The organism is Streptomyces sp. NPDC001927 (assembly GCF_053594455.1).
On the sequence record NZ_JBSFEN010000014.1, the window covers coordinates 1 to 12,707 of the forward strand.

Genomic DNA, 12,707 nt, shown 5'->3' on the forward strand with positions numbered 1-12,707 from the left:
GCACGCTGTTGAGTTCTCAAGGAACGGACGCTTCCTTTGTACTCACCCTCTCGGGCTTTCCTCCGGGCTTTTCCCTTCGGTCTTTCGTGTTTCCAACCTTACCAGATCGTTTTCCGTTCCGTTTCCGGTTCGGATTTTCTTTCCGGTGGCCTGTTGGCGGCCTTTGCCTTTCGGCGTGGTCACTACTTTAGCCGAATTCCCCGGCGACTCATAATCGAGCCATTCGGAACAGATTTCGGCATGCCGAAAACCGCACCCGTTGGGGTTCGTCGTAGGTAGTGGATGGCCGCTTCGGGGTGCTTGAACAAGCACGTCCCGTTTCAAGCGGCTCGCCTACGTTAGGCGTCCGAAGCACCCGAGTCAAGTCGGGTCAAGAGGACCTCTTGCGTGGCGCGTGGGCGCGGTACGGGCTCACCGTCGGGTCCTCGTCGATCCAGAAGCGCCAGGGGTGCGGGGCGCCGTCCCCTCCTACTCCTGTGCGCGGGCCGTTGCGGACCTGGTCAGGTGGGGGTGGGGTGCCGGTGAGGACAGAGAGAGGGGAGTCCGGGCCGGCGCAGGTGTCCGTGCCGTTCAAGGAGAGCGCCACGTCGAGTGCCGTCGCCAGGCGCGCGGGGCCCTTGGCGAGTTCCGTGTCGTATCGGGCCGAGAGTCGTCGGGTGCGGGCCTCGGCCGCGCCGGTCAGGATCCGGCCCGCGCGCAGGAGGACTCCGCTCGCCTGGCCCTCGGGGCCGCACACCAGGTTGAGGCAGTGCCACATGCCGTAGGTGAAGTAGACGTACGCGTGTCCGGGCGGGCCGAACATGACCGCGTTGCGGGCGGTGCGGCCGCGGAAGGCGTGCGAGCCGGGGTCGATCGCGCCGGCGTACGCCTCGACCTCCGTGAGGCGGAGTTCGATACGGCCTGTCTTCGACGTACGGACGAGCGTGCGGCCCAGGAGATCGGGGGCGACCTCGAGGACGGGGCGGTCGAAGAAGGCCCGCGGGAGCGGCGTACGGTCGTGGCTCTCGCTCATGGCGTCCGAGCGTACGGGGAACCGGCTACGGTCGTCGCGCGTATGTAGAGGTCAAGGCCAAGCAGGTCCAAGAGGGAGTGTTCATGGGATTCAAGAAGCTGCTCGCGAGCCTGGGTGCCGGCGGCGCGTCCGTGGAGACGGTGCTCACCGAGGAGAACGTCGTTCCTGGTGGGGTCGTCCAGGGCGAGGTGCGGATCCAGGGCGGTTCGGTCGATCAGCAGATCGAGGGGCTGTCCGTCGGCCTGCAGGCGCGGGTCGAGGTCGAGGGCAACGACCAGGAGATCAAGCAGGACATCGAGTTCGTCAAGGTCCGCCTCGGCGGTGCGTTCACGGTTCAGGCCGGCGCGGTGCACGTGGTGCCGTTCGGTCTGGAGATTCCCTGGGAGACGCCGGTCACGGCCATCGGGGGACAGCAGCTGCGTGGCATGAACATCGGTGTGACCACCGAGCTGGAGATCGCCCGCGCGGTGGACTCCGGTGACCTGGACCCGATCAACGTGCACCCGCTGCCGGCGCAGCAGGCGATCCTGGACGCCTTCATCCAGCTGGGCTTCCGCTTCAAGAACGCGGACATGGAGCGCGGGCACATCCGGGGGACGCGGCAGAAGCTGCCGTTCTACCAGGAGATCGAGTTCTTCCCGCCGCAGCAGTACCGCGGCCTGAACCAGGTCGAGATCAGCTTCGTCGCGGACGACCGTGAGATGGACGTCGTCCTGGAGATGGACAAGAAGCCGGGGCTCTTCAGCGAGGGCAGCGACTCGTTCCGTTCCTTCAAGGTCGGGCTGAACGACTTCCACACGACCGACTGGGCGGCCTACCTCAACCAGTGGCTCGCCGACGTCGGTGGCAAGCGCAACTGGCTCTAGGCTCGGCCCCGTACAGCAGGTCGGGCGATACGGAGGTACAGACGTGGCCGAGGGGAAGAGGGCGCCGCTCCCTCACGACTTCCATCCGCCGGTGCCGGCGTTCACCGTGGTGAGCGACGACATCGTGCCGGGCGGTGTGCTGAAGGACGCGCAGGTGTACGCCGAGGGGAACACCTCGCCGCAGCTGCGCTGGGAGGGGTTCCCGGCGGAGGCGAAGAGCTTCGCCGTCACCTGCTTCGACCCGGACGCGCCGACGGGCAGCGGTTTCTGGCACTGGGTGCTGTTCGACATCCCCGTGTCGGTGACCGAGCTGCCGGCGGGCGCGGGGTCGGGGTCGTTCGAGGGGCTGCCGGCCGGTGCCGTGCACGTCCGTAACGACTACGGGTCCCGGGACTTCGGCGGTGCCGCTCCCCCGGCCGGCGACGGTCCGCACCGGTACGTCTTCACCGTGTACGCCGTGGACCGGGAGAAGCTCGGTCCGGACGCCGACGCGTCGCCCGCGGTGGTCGGTTTCCATCTGCGGTTCCACGCGCTGGCGCGCGCGCAGCTGATCGGCGAGTACGAGATCCCCGCGTAGCTCAGCTGAGCGTTCGTTTGTTGTTTGCCCGCTTCTGGTCTTGGAGAGATCAGAAGCGGGCATCTTTCGTTGCACGGTAATTGCGTTGTCCAACCCGGCGCGCCCGGCCACAGTTGATCCAAGCCTGGAGCCCCGCGACGGGGCTGGGCCGGCACACGGGAGGTGGGCACAATGCGGGACACGCTGGTACTGAACGCGAGCTTCGAGCCGCTGTCGACGGTCACACTCAACCGTGCGGTGGTGCTTGTCCTCCAGGACAAGGCCGTCGTCGAGCAGGAGCACCCGGAGCTGCGGATGCGTGGTGCCGCCGTCGACATTCCCGTGCCTCGGGTCATCAGGCTCTGCCGCTATGTCCGGGTACCGTTCCGAAGACAGGCTCCGTGGTCGAGGCGGGGTGTGCTGGTCAGGGACCAGCACCGGTGCGCGTACTGCGGGCGGCGGGCGACGACGGTGGACCACGTGGTGCCGCGGGCCCAGGGTGGTGGCGACAGTTGGCTGAACACGGTGGCGTCCTGCGCCGAGGACAACCACCGCAAGGCGGACCGGACGCCGGAGCAGGCGGGGATGCCGCTGCTGCACGAGCCGTTCGTGCCGACGCCGGCGGACGCGATGCTGCTGGCGATGCGGGCGGGTGAGCGGTCCGAGCTGCCGGGGTGGCTGGCCAGTTCGGCGGCGTAAGTCCGTGTGTGCGTAGGTCTGTACGTCCGTAGGCTGTACGTCCGTAGGCCCGTTCCTCTTGTCGGGGAACGGGCCTTTGTGGTTCAGCGGAGCAGGAGTTGCACGATGGCGACCGTGCCGATGGCGACGATGAAGCCGCGCAGGACCGTCGGCGGGAGGCGGCGGCCGACCTTGGCGCCGATCTGGCCGCCTATGGCGGAGCCGACGGCGATGAGGACGACGGCGGTCCAGTCGAACTCGGCGACGAAGAGGAAGAAGAGTGCGGCGATGCTGTTGACGATCGCGGCGAGGACGTTCTTGACGGCGTTGAGGCGCTGGAGGGTGTCCGTGAGGAGCATGCCCATGAGGGCTAGGTAGATGATCCCCTGGGCGGCGGTGAAGTAGCCGCCGTAGACGCTGGCGAGGAGCAGTCCGGTCATGAGGAGCGGGCCGCCGTCGGGGTCGCCCTCCTTGCCTTCGCGTGCGCGGCGGGCCTGGACGGCCTTGGAGAGCCTCGGCTGGAGGATGACGAGGACCAGGGCGAGGGCGACGAGGACGGGGACGATGGTCTCGAACGCGCGGGGCGGGAGCATCAGCAGGAGGATCGCTCCGCCGAGTCCGCCGATCGCGGCGACGGTGCCGAGGCGCAGGATGCGGCGGCGCTGGCCCTTGAGTTCCTCGCGGTAGCCGATGGCTCCGCTGATGGAGCCGGGGATGAGGCCGAGGGCGTTGGAGACGGTGGCGGTGACCGGAGGGAGTCCGGTGAGGAGAAGGACCGGGAACGTGATGAGCGTTCCCGATCCGACGATCGTGTTGATGGTGCCGGCGCCGACGCCGGCCGCGAAGACTGCCAGGACTTCCCAGATGGACAACGCCATCTCCTTACAGGATCAGTGGCTCGCCTCCCCGCCCTGACCTCCGTCGGGGTCGAGGGGCTCGCACCGATCATGCACGATTACGTGTACGTGTCAGTCAACCGGGGGCTGTTCCCGGCGCTCCGTACCCGTGTTGAAGCCCGGCGCTCCGCTGCCGAGGTTGCCGAAGGCGCCGGAGAGGCCCTTGAGCGCGTCGCCGATCTCGCTGGGCACGATCCAGAGCTTGTTGGCGTCGCCCTCGGCGATCTTCGGGAGCATCTGGAGGTACTGGTACGAGAGGAGCTTCTGGTCCGGGTCACCGGCGTGGATGGCCTCGAAGACCGTACGGACGGCCTGGGCCTCGCCCTCGGCGCGCAGCGCTGCGGCCTTGGCCTCGCCCTCGGCGCGGAGGATCGCGGACTGCTTCTCGCCCTCGGCGGTGAGGATCTGCGACTGGCGGATGCCCTCGGCGGTGAGGATCGCGGCGCGCTTGTCGCGGTCGGCACGCATCTGCTTCTCCATCGAGTCCTGGATGGAGGTCGGCGGCTCGATGGCCTTGAGCTCGACGCGGTTGACGCGGATGCCCCACTTGCCGGTGGCCTCGTCGAGGACGCCGCGCAGGGCCGCGTTGATCTCCTCGCGGGAGGTGAGGGTCCGCTCCAGGTCCATGCCGCCGATGATGTTGCGGAGGGTGGTGACGGTGAGCTGCTCGATGGCCTGGATGTAGCTGGCGACCTCGTAGGTCGCGGCGCGGGCGTCGGTCACCTGGTAGTAGATGACGGTGTCGATGTTGACGACCAGGTTGTCCTGGGTGATCACCGGCTGGGGCGGGAAGGGGACGACCTGCTCACGGAGGTCGATCCGGTTGCGGATCGAGTCGATGAACGGGACGACGATGTTCAGGCCCGCGTTGAGCGTGCGGGTGTAGCGGCCGAACCGCTCGACGATCGCGGCGCTCGCCTGTGGGATGACCTGGATCGTCTTGATCAGTGCGATGAAGACAAGCACCACCAGAATGATCAGGACGATGATGATTGCTGACATCGTGTTCCCTGTGCCCTTCGCTGCCGGTTCGCTGGCGGGTGTGCCGGATGTGCCGGGTTGATCTGATGATCGAGTTTCCCAGAACACGGGCCGTGGTGGGGGCCGTTCGGGCAAGAGGTCCGATGGTCACATGTCACATGACCACGGCGGTCGCTCCGTCGATCTCGACCACGTCGACCTGGTCTCCCGGTTCGAAGCTCTGGCCGGCGTCGAGCGCGCGCGCCGACCAGACCTCGCCGGCGAGCTTGATGCGGCCACCGGCGCCGTCGACTCGTTCCAGGACGACGGCCTGACGGCCTTTCAGTGCGTCGATGCCGGTGGCGTGCCGGGGTGGCCCGTTGCGGTGCCGGGCCGCGATCGGGCGGACCACGGCGAGCAGCGCGACGGAGACGACGACGAAGACGATCACCTGCGCGACGATGCCGAAGCCGAGAGCCGCGGTCACGGCTCCGGCGATCGCTCCGACGGAGAACATGCCGAACTCGGGCATCGCGGTGAGGACGAGCGGAATGCCCAGTCCCACGGCGCCGATCAGCCACCAGACCCATGCGTCGATGTCCACGTGGTCATGGTAGGGCGGTGGCGTGGAGTCGGACAGGGCGCAGAGCTGTGCGGTCTCGGCGCCCTGCCATCACTTCAGCGGCAGGCCCTGGGCGGTGTAGCGCTCGCCGTTGCGCTCGACGACGAGCGGGAGGCCGAAACAGAGGGAGAGGTTGCGGGAGGTGAGCTCGGTCTCCATGGGGCCGGCGGCGAGCACCTTGCCCTGACGGATCATCAGGACGTGGGTGAAGCCGGGCGCGATCTCCTCGACGTGGTGGGTGACCATGATCATGGAGGGGGCGTACGGGTCCCGGGCGAGCCGGCCGAGGCGACGGACGAGGTCCTCGCGGCCGCCGAGGTCGAGACCGGCAGCGGGCTCGTCGAGGAGGAGGAGCTCGGGGTCGGTCATCATCGCGCGGGCGATCAGGGTGCGCTTGCGCTCGCCCTCGGAGAGGGTCCCGAACTTGCGGTCCAGGTACTCGGTCATGCCGAGGCGGTCGAGGAAGGCGCGGGCGCGCTGCTCGTCGACGGCGTCGTAGTCCTCGTGCCAGGTGGCGGTCATGCCGTACGCGGCGGTGAGGACGGTCTGGAGGACGGTCTGGCGCTTGGGGAGCTTCTCCGCCATGGCGATGCCGGCCATGCCGATGCGGGGGCGGAGGTCGAAGACGTCGACCTTGCCGAGCTGCTCGTCGAGGATCTTGGCCGAGCCGGTGGTGGGGAAGAGGTAGCTGGAGGCGATGTTGAGGAGGGTGGTCTTGCCGGCGCCGTTGGGGCCGAGGATGACCCACCTCTCGCCCTCCTTGACCGACCAGGAGACATCGTCCACCAGAGCCCGTCCGTCGCGGACCACGGATACGTCCACCAGCTCCAGTACATCGCTCATGAGCGCGTTGTCTCCCCTTGCGGTCGAGTCGTGTCGTCGCCCAGCACCGGTGCGCGTGGCGTCCAGGGAAAACCTACGCCACTGCCGGAGCGGGCCGGTCGTTAGGTCCGGATACTTCCCCAGGAGGTCCGGATACTTCCCCGCTACGGCCCGGGGAGGCCCCGGGGCGCCCCTAGGCTTGGGCCATGCTTTCGGAACCACGCTCAGGACGGCTGGCCGCTTGGGGCAATGCCCTGTTGGCCGGATCGGTGTCGCCGGACGACGCGGCGCTGGCCATTGTCGGGGACGACGCGGTGCACCGCGTGGAGGGGCTTCCGGGTGAGGCGGGGCCGGTCGGCCTGACGCTGGCGCTCGGGCGGCTGCGGCGGCTCGGGGTCAGCGGGTGGCGGGTGGCGCTGCCGGCGCCGGGGCATCCGCTGGGGCTGAGCGGGCCGCCGGACTTCAACGCGCGGGCGCTGGAGGCGGAGGAGGCCGTGGTCGGTTTCGGCGCGCCGTACGGCCTGGTGCCGGAGGTCACGGAGGCGGGTCCCGCGGGTGACGTGCACGTGGAGGTGGTCTGGCGGTGCCTGACCGTGCGCGAGGCGCCGCCGGCGGACGTGCCGTCGCTCGGTGAGGCGGAGCGGGAGCTGGCGGAGGCGCTGCGCGAGGCGACGGCGGTCCTGACCAAGCTGGACGTGGCGGCCTCGGGCCCGATGGCGGAGGCGGCCCGTGACGCGTACCGGGCGCGGGCGGAGGCGGGCCGCGAGGTTCTCGCACCGGGTTATCCGGCGCGTGCGGTACGGGTGTTGGAGCTGGCCCAGCGGATCGGCCTGCTGATCGACCTGGCGTACGACCACGGCCACGGCGGCGCGGTGAGCGCCTCGGAGATGGCGGCGCGGGGGGCTGCGCTGCGGCCGGTGGAGCGGGTGGCCCGGCGGGCGCAGGTGGCGGCGTACAACGCGTACGTGGAGGAGCGGGAACGGGAGCGGTGAGCCTGCCGGGGGCTTGAGCCGGTCCGGACATGGAGCAGCCCGGCCGCCGGGGGATCGTCCGGGGCCGGGCTGGGCGGTGGGGCGTCGTCAGTGGTTGACGGAGCCGTTGCCGAAGGCCGGGTTGAGCAGGCCGATCACGTTGACCGTGTTGCCGGTGGCGTTCACGGGGATGTGGACCGGGACCTGCACGAGGTTGCCGGAGCCGACGCCCGGCGAGTTGAGGGCCTTGCCGTCCGCCTGCGCGCCGTGGGCGGAGGCGACACCCGCACCGGCGGCGACGATGCCACCCGCGACGAGGGTGAGGGCAGCGGCCTTCTTCAGGTTGTTCACTTCAGGATCCTCCTGGTCTTCGCTGCGGCCGGCCGCCGCAGCACGCCATGGAGAACGCCCCCGCGCCCGTCGGGTTGCGCCGAACGGGGGACATACACCCGACGGTATGACGATGGGAACGGGCTTGCCCCTTCCGTCACACCCGTCTCACCGGCTCAGGCCGTGCCGCACCGCCCACAGCGCCGCCTGCGTACGGTCCGCCAGGTCGAGCTTCATCAGGATGTTCGAGACGTGCGTCTTGACCGTCTTCTCCGAGAGGACGAGCGCCCGGGCGATCTCGCGGTTCGACCGGCCGTCGGCGATCAGCCCGAGCACCTCCTGCTCCCGCTCCGTGAGCGTCGTCCCGCGTCCCGTACCGCCGTGCCCGTCCTCCTGGGAGAGCAGCGCCGTCGCGACCTCGGGCTGGAGCAGCACGTGGCCCGCGTGGACGGAGCGGATCGCACCGGCCAGGGCCTCCGGGTCCACGTCCTTGTAGACGTACCCCGAGGCGCCGGCGCGCAGCGCGGGGACGACCGTGCGCTGCTCGGTGAAGCTGGTGACGATGAGGACCTTCGCGGGGTTCGCCAGCTCGCGGAGCTTCCGGAGCGCCTCGATGCCGTCCATGCCCGGCATCTTGACGTCCATCAGGATCACGTCGGGCCGCAGCTCCTCCGCCCGTGCGACGCCCTCGGCGCCGTCGGAGGCCTCCCCCACGACCTCTATGCCTTCCTGGACCTCCAGAAAGGTCCGCAGGCCGCGCCGGACCACCTGGTGGTCGTCGACGAGCAGGACGCGGATAACGGTGTCAGCCACCGGGAACCTCCATCTCGATCGTGGTGCCTCGGCCCGGCTCCGACGTCACGGTGAGCGCGCCGCCGACGCCGCCCGCCCGGTCCCGCATGGAGACCAGACCGAGGTGCCGGCCCGCCCGGCGGACCGTACGGGGGTCGAAGCCCTTGCCGTCGTCGGCGACGGTGAGCAGCGCGCCCTGGCCGTGCCGGACCAGGGAGACGCAGACCCGCTCCGGTTCCCCGTGCCGCAGCGCGTTGTGCAGGGCTTCCTGGGCGACCCGGAGCATGGCCTCCTCCTGGGCGGCGGGCAGGGCGCGCACCCCGGAGCTCTCGAACGTGACGCGGGCGGTGTGGGCCCGGTCCAGGACCTGGATCTGCGTACGGAGGGTGTGGACGAGGCCGTCCTCGTCCAGGGCGGCGGGGCGCAGCTCGACGACGGCGGCGCGCAGCTCGTCCGCGGCCTCGGCGGCGAGCACGGCGACCTGCTGGAGCTCGCCCTTGGCGCGGGCCGGGTCGCGGTCGACGAGGGCGGCGGCGGCCTGGGCGGTGAGCCGGAGCGAGAAGAGCTTCTGGCTGACCGCGTCGTGCAGCTCGTGGGCGAGCCGCGAGCGCTCCTCGGCGATAGTGAGCTCCCGGCTGCGCTCGTAGAGCCGGGCGTTGGTCAGGGCGATGGCGGCGTGCTGGGCGAGGATCGAGAGCAGTTCCTCGTCCTCCTCCGTGAAGCCGCAGCCGCCCTCGGGCTTCGGGCAGCGCTTGTTGGCGAGGAAGAGCGCGCCGATGGTCTCGTCGCCGTCCTGGATGGGCAGGCCGAGGAAGTCGGACATGTCCGGGTGGGCGGACGGCCAGCCCTCGAAGCGGGGGTCCTGGCGGACGTCGGCGAGGCGCTCGGGCTCGGCCCTGTGGAGCATCGCCGCGAGGATGCCGTGCTGGCGGGGCAGCGGGCCGATCGCCCGCCACTGCTCGTCGCTGACGCCGTCCACGACGAACTGGGCGAAGCCGCCGTGGTCGTCCGGCACGCCCAGCGCCGCGTACTCCGCGTCGAGCAGCTCGCGGGCGGAGGCCACGATCGTCTTGAGGACGTCGCGCACCTCCAGCTGGCGGCTCATCTCCAGGAGCGCGGTGCTCACGGCGGCGAGGCCGGAGCTCGGTCGGTGACTCATGGATCAACCGTACCGGTGGGTTGTGACAGTCCGTATCCGTCCGGGGACGGCGCTCGCCTAGGACCACGGGACTAGGCCGAAGTGCCTTGTGCGGTCGGGGCCCGCGGACGAGGCGGCGGGCCGGTCGGCGGTCGGAGGGTGGAGCCATCGGTCGGAGAAGGACCAGAGGGGATGGCTGTCATGACTGTCGCGATCATCACGGGGGCGTCGAAGGGGCTCGGGCGGGCGCTCGCCGGGGCGCTGGCCGGGCGGGGCTGGGACCTGGTGCTCGACGCGCGGACGGAGCGGGTGCTCCGGGAGAGCGCGGAGGCTGCACGCGCGCGTGGGGCACGGGTGGTGGCGCTGCCCGGGGACGTGACCGACGCCGCGCACCGCCGGGAGCTGGTGGCGGCCGCCCGGGAGCTGGGCGGGCTCGATCTGCTGGTGAGCAACGCGAGCGCGCTGGGGGCCGAGCCGCTGGTGCGCCTGGAGGCGCTGTCGCCGGACGGGCTGCGGGCGGCCCTGGAGACCAATGTGGTGGCCGCGCTGGGTCTCGTACAGGAGGCGCTGCCGCTGCTGCGGGAGAGCGGGGCGGGGACGGTCGTGACGGTGAGTTCGGACGCGGCGGCCGAGGCGTACGAGACATGGGGAGGGTACGGGGCGTCCAAGGCGGCGCTCGACCAGCTGGCGGCGGTGCTGGCCGTGGAGGAGCCGGGGCTGCGGGTGTGGGCGGTGGATCCGGGTGACATGGCGACGGATCTGTACGCGGCGGCCGTCCCCGGCGACGAGGCCCCCCGGCCGGCTCCGGAGTCGGTGGTGCCGGGGTTCCTCGCGCTGCTCGACCGCAGGCCCGCCAGCGGGCGGTACGCGGCGGCGGATCTCGCAGCCGTGGGGGCTCTTGAGACGGAGGGCGGTCGGTGAGCGTTCTGGAGAGCCTCGGGGTGCCCGCGGAGCTGTCGGCGCGGGTGCCGGCCGAGCAGCGCGGCCCCGGGCGGGGGCGGGACGACGTACGGCTCATGGTGTCGCGGGGCACGGAGGTGGCGCACCACGCCTTCCGTGAGCTGCCGGGGCGGCTGCGGGCCGGGGACGTGCTGGTCGTGAACACGAGCGCGACGCTGCCGGCGGCGGTGACCGGGCGGCTCGGGGCGGAGGGCGGCGGGGAGCCGGTCGTCGTGCACTTCTCCACGCGCGGGGACGACGGCCGCTGGGCGGTCGAGCTGAGGGCGCCGGACGGGCGGGGCAGTACCCGGCCGCGGGCGGGCGGTCCGGCGGGGGTGGTCGTACGGCTGCCGGGAGGCGCCGGTCTCGTCCTGGACGAGCCGCTGGTCCCCGGGGCCGCCCGGCTGTGGTGGGCGCGGGTGGACACGCCCGTACCGGCCCTGCTGGCGCGGTACGGGCGGCCGATCCGGTACGGGTACACGGAGCGGGACCAGCCGCTGTCCGCGTACCAGACGGTCTTCGCGCTGCCCTCCCCCGACGGCGCGGGCTCGGCGGAGATGCCGAGCGCCGGGCGGCCCTTCACGGCCCGGCTGGTGACGGAGCTGGTGAGCCGGGGGATCCAGTTCGCCCCGCTCACCCTTCATACGGGGGTGGCGTCGGCGGAGGCGCACGAGCCTCCGTACCCGGAGCGGTTCGCGGTGCCGGCGGCCACGGCACGCCTGGTGAACGCGGCCCGGGCGGGCGGGGGCCGCGCCATCGCCGTCGGGACCACGGCCGTGCGGGCGCTGGAGTCGGCGGCGGACGACCGGGGCGTGGTGCGGGCCGCTGCCGGGTGGACGGACCTCGTGGTGACCCCGGCGCGCGGGGTGCGCGCGGTGGACGGGCTGCTGACCGGGCTGCACGAGCCCCGGGCCTCGCATCTGCTGATGCTGGAGGCGATCGCCGGACGGCCCGCCCTGGACCGCGCCTATACCGAGGCCGTACGCGCGCTCTACCTCTGGCACGAGTTCGGGGACGTCCATCTCCTCCTCCCGGAGGAGGGCACTCACTGAGCGCATTGCTCAAGCAACGTCTGGTCAGTTCGTTACACGCCCGATGTGAGCCCGCGCATAGGACCCAGGTCACTTACGAAGACCCCTAGTGGTACCGCGAGTGGTACCGAAACGGGCAGATGGGGACTGTACGGGCCGGTTTCGGGTGGGTTCCGGGCGGGTTTGGGTGGTCGGTGCACGGGCCCCTGATCCACTACCCGGGATCGTACGTCACACCTTTGCCACAGGATTTTGCTGCCGCTAAGAATTGCGTTCGTCGCCGCCGAGCAGGCGCAGCGCCGCCCCGGCCTGAGCGACCCCCTGCGATTCGAAGAGGTAGTCCTCCATGTCTGCGAACACTCCCGGCCACTATCGCCTGAAGAAGACGCACAAGGCTTCCCTTGCCGGTGTTGCCGCCCTTGGCGCGGTCGCCCTTGGTGTCACCCTGGTCCCCGGCAACGCCGCCGCCGAGACCGAGCCCCAGGCGCTCAACAACACCCAGCAGGTCGCTCTCGCCTACGACGCGAACAGCCCGCAGGCCAAGGCGCTGCACACCAGCCTGACCGAGCAGCAGAACGCCCTGAGCCTGAAGGCCAAGGCCGACGCCGAGGCGAAGGCCAAGGTCGCCGCCGCGGCCAAGGCGAAGGCGGACGCGAAGGCCAAGGCCGACGCGAAGGCGAAGGCCGCCGCCAAGGCGAAGGCCGACGCGAAGAAGCGCGCCGCCGAGGCGAAGGCGGCCGCGAGCCGTGCCGCCGCCCGCAAGCCCGTCTTCGCGAACAACCTCGACGGCTGGATCCGCGAGGCCCTGTTCATCATGGACAAGCACAACATTCCGGGCACGTACAACGGCCTGCACAAGAACATCATGCGTGAGTCCAGCGGTAACCCGCGGGCCATCAACAACTGGGACATCAACGCCATCAACGGCGTCCCGTCGAAGGGCCTGCTGCAGGTCATCTACCCGACCTTCAAGGCCTACCACATCCCGGGCACCAAGTTCGACCAGTACGACCCGGTCGCCAACCTCGTCGCCGCCGCCAACTACGCGGCCGACCGTTACGGCTCGATCGACAACGTCAACAGCGCGTACTGAT

15 protein-coding genes are annotated in these 12,707 nt (G+C 70.8%); 7 read left to right on the forward strand and 8 right to left on the reverse strand.

Annotation, left to right across the window (positions count from 1 at the left end):
- Positions 1 to 370: 370 nt before the first annotated feature.
- Positions 371 to 1,012 (reverse strand): DNA-3-methyladenine glycosylase, encoded by a 642-nt coding sequence (locus tag ACWCO8_RS32320; protein ID WP_451035208.1) that lies wholly within the window; start codon positions 1,010 to 1,012, stop codon positions 371 to 373.
- An 83-nt stretch (positions 1,013 to 1,095) separates the two neighbouring features.
- On the opposite strand from ACWCO8_RS32320, the gene ACWCO8_RS32325 reads away from it, so the two are divergent.
- The 3 genes from ACWCO8_RS32325 (at position 1,096) to ACWCO8_RS32335 (ending at position 3,133) form a co-directional block, all read left to right on the forward strand.
- Positions 1,096 to 1,878, forward strand: coding sequence for a sporulation protein (locus ACWCO8_RS32325; RefSeq protein WP_362016489.1), 783 nt, complete (start codon positions 1,096 to 1,098; stop codon positions 1,876 to 1,878).
- Positions 1,879 to 1,921: 43 nt separating this feature from the next.
- Complete coding sequence (locus ACWCO8_RS32330; protein ID WP_451035209.1) at positions 1,922 to 2,455, forward strand: YbhB/YbcL family Raf kinase inhibitor-like protein; 534 nt, start codon at positions 1,922 to 1,924, stop codon at positions 2,453 to 2,455.
- A gap of 171 nt (positions 2,456 to 2,626) precedes the next feature.
- A complete protein-coding gene (locus ACWCO8_RS32335; protein ID WP_362016485.1) occupies positions 2,627 to 3,133 on the forward strand; it encodes an HNH endonuclease in 507 nt (168 codons plus the stop codon).
- Between the two features lie 83 nt (positions 3,134 to 3,216).
- On the opposite strand, the gene ACWCO8_RS32340 is transcribed toward ACWCO8_RS32335, so the two are convergent.
- From ACWCO8_RS32340 to ACWCO8_RS32355, 4 genes are all read right to left on the reverse strand, one after another.
- On the reverse strand, positions 3,217 to 3,990 hold the full coding sequence (locus ACWCO8_RS32340) for a sulfite exporter TauE/SafE family protein (protein WP_362016483.1): 774 nt from the start codon (positions 3,988 to 3,990) through the stop codon (positions 3,217 to 3,219).
- Positions 3,991 to 4,080: 90 nt separating this feature from the next.
- Positions 4,081 to 5,010: an SPFH domain-containing protein gene (locus ACWCO8_RS32345; protein ID WP_362016481.1), complete on the reverse strand. Its 930-nt coding sequence runs from the start codon at positions 5,008 to 5,010 to the stop codon at positions 4,081 to 4,083.
- Positions 5,011 to 5,143: 133 nt separating this feature from the next.
- A complete protein-coding gene (locus ACWCO8_RS32350) occupies positions 5,144 to 5,572 on the reverse strand; it encodes an NfeD family protein (RefSeq protein ID WP_362016479.1) in 429 nt (142 codons plus the stop codon).
- Positions 5,573 to 5,641: 69 nt separating this feature from the next.
- Positions 5,642 to 6,433, reverse strand: coding sequence for an ABC transporter ATP-binding protein (locus ACWCO8_RS32355; protein WP_362016477.1), 792 nt, complete (start codon positions 6,431 to 6,433; stop codon positions 5,642 to 5,644).
- A gap of 185 nt (positions 6,434 to 6,618) precedes the next feature.
- Here ACWCO8_RS32355 and ACWCO8_RS32360 point away from each other — a divergent pair, with 185 nt between their 5' ends.
- Positions 6,619 to 7,404, forward strand: a complete 786-nt coding sequence (locus ACWCO8_RS32360) for a hypothetical protein (RefSeq protein ID WP_362016475.1) — start codon at positions 6,619 to 6,621, stop codon at positions 7,402 to 7,404.
- 87 nt (positions 7,405 to 7,491) lie between these two features.
- Here ACWCO8_RS32360 and ACWCO8_RS32365 read toward each other — a convergent pair whose 3' ends face one another.
- The 3 genes from ACWCO8_RS32365 to ACWCO8_RS32375 form a co-directional block, all read right to left on the reverse strand.
- Positions 7,492 to 7,734 (reverse strand): chaplin, encoded by a 243-nt coding sequence (locus ACWCO8_RS32365; protein ID WP_451035210.1) that lies wholly within the window; start codon positions 7,732 to 7,734, stop codon positions 7,492 to 7,494.
- Positions 7,735 to 7,881: 147 nt separating this feature from the next.
- Positions 7,882 to 8,526: a response regulator gene (locus ACWCO8_RS32370; protein ID WP_451035211.1), complete on the reverse strand. Its 645-nt coding sequence runs from the start codon at positions 8,524 to 8,526 to the stop codon at positions 7,882 to 7,884.
- Positions 8,519 to 9,664, reverse strand: coding sequence for a GAF domain-containing protein (locus ACWCO8_RS32375; RefSeq protein WP_451035212.1), 1,146 nt, complete (start codon positions 9,662 to 9,664; stop codon positions 8,519 to 8,521). Before ACWCO8_RS32375 ends, ACWCO8_RS32370 begins: the two co-directional genes overlap by 8 nt.
- A gap of 180 nt (positions 9,665 to 9,844) precedes the next feature.
- Here ACWCO8_RS32375 and ACWCO8_RS32380 point away from each other — a divergent pair, with 180 nt between their 5' ends.
- From ACWCO8_RS32380 to ACWCO8_RS32390, 3 genes are all read left to right on the forward strand, one after another.
- On the forward strand, positions 9,845 to 10,564 hold the full coding sequence (locus ACWCO8_RS32380) for an SDR family NAD(P)-dependent oxidoreductase (protein ID WP_451035373.1): 720 nt from the start codon (positions 9,845 to 9,847) through the stop codon (positions 10,562 to 10,564).
- On the forward strand, positions 10,561 to 11,634 hold the full coding sequence (locus ACWCO8_RS32385) for an S-adenosylmethionine:tRNA ribosyltransferase-isomerase (RefSeq protein WP_451035213.1): 1,074 nt from the start codon (positions 10,561 to 10,563) through the stop codon (positions 11,632 to 11,634). Before ACWCO8_RS32380 ends, ACWCO8_RS32385 begins: the two co-directional genes overlap by 4 nt.
- A gap of 325 nt (positions 11,635 to 11,959) precedes the next feature.
- The gene (locus ACWCO8_RS32390; RefSeq protein ID WP_451035214.1) at positions 11,960 to 12,706 is read left to right on the forward strand and encodes a transglycosylase SLT domain-containing protein; all 747 of its coding nucleotides are present in this window, start codon (positions 11,960 to 11,962) and stop codon (positions 12,704 to 12,706) included.
- The last annotated feature ends 1 nt before the right edge of the window (position 12,707 follow it).

Excerpts from the sequence above, each read along its gene's own strand:
- ACWCO8_RS32320 (WP_451035208.1), bottom strand. The coding sequence starts at position 1,012 with ATGAGCGAGAGCCACGACCGTACGCCGCTCCCGCGGGCCTTCTTCGAC.
- ACWCO8_RS32325 (WP_362016489.1), top strand. The coding sequence starts at position 1,096 with ATGGGATTCAAGAAGCTGCTCGCGAGCCTGGGTGCCGGCGGCGCGTCC.
- ACWCO8_RS32335 (WP_362016485.1), top strand. The coding sequence starts at position 2,627 with ATGCGGGACACGCTGGTACTGAACGCGAGCTTCGAGCCGCTGTCGACG.
- ACWCO8_RS32340 (WP_362016483.1), bottom strand. The coding sequence starts at position 3,990 with ATGGCGTTGTCCATCTGGGAAGTCCTGGCAGTCTTCGCGGCCGGCGTC.
- ACWCO8_RS32345 (WP_362016481.1), bottom strand. The coding sequence starts at position 5,010 with ATGTCAGCAATCATCATCGTCCTGATCATTCTGGTGGTGCTTGTCTTC.
- ACWCO8_RS32355 (WP_362016477.1), bottom strand. The coding sequence starts at position 6,433 with ATGAGCGATGTACTGGAGCTGGTGGACGTATCCGTGGTCCGCGACGGA.
- ACWCO8_RS32360 (WP_362016475.1), top strand. The coding sequence starts at position 6,619 with ATGCTTTCGGAACCACGCTCAGGACGGCTGGCCGCTTGGGGCAATGCC.
- ACWCO8_RS32375 (WP_451035212.1), bottom strand. The coding sequence starts at position 9,664 with ATGAGTCACCGACCGAGCTCCGGCCTCGCCGCCGTGAGCACCGCGCTC.
- ACWCO8_RS32380 (WP_451035373.1), top strand. The coding sequence starts at position 9,845 with ATGACTGTCGCGATCATCACGGGGGCGTCGAAGGGGCTCGGGCGGGCG.
- ACWCO8_RS32390 (WP_451035214.1), top strand. The coding sequence starts at position 11,960 with ATGTCTGCGAACACTCCCGGCCACTATCGCCTGAAGAAGACGCACAAG.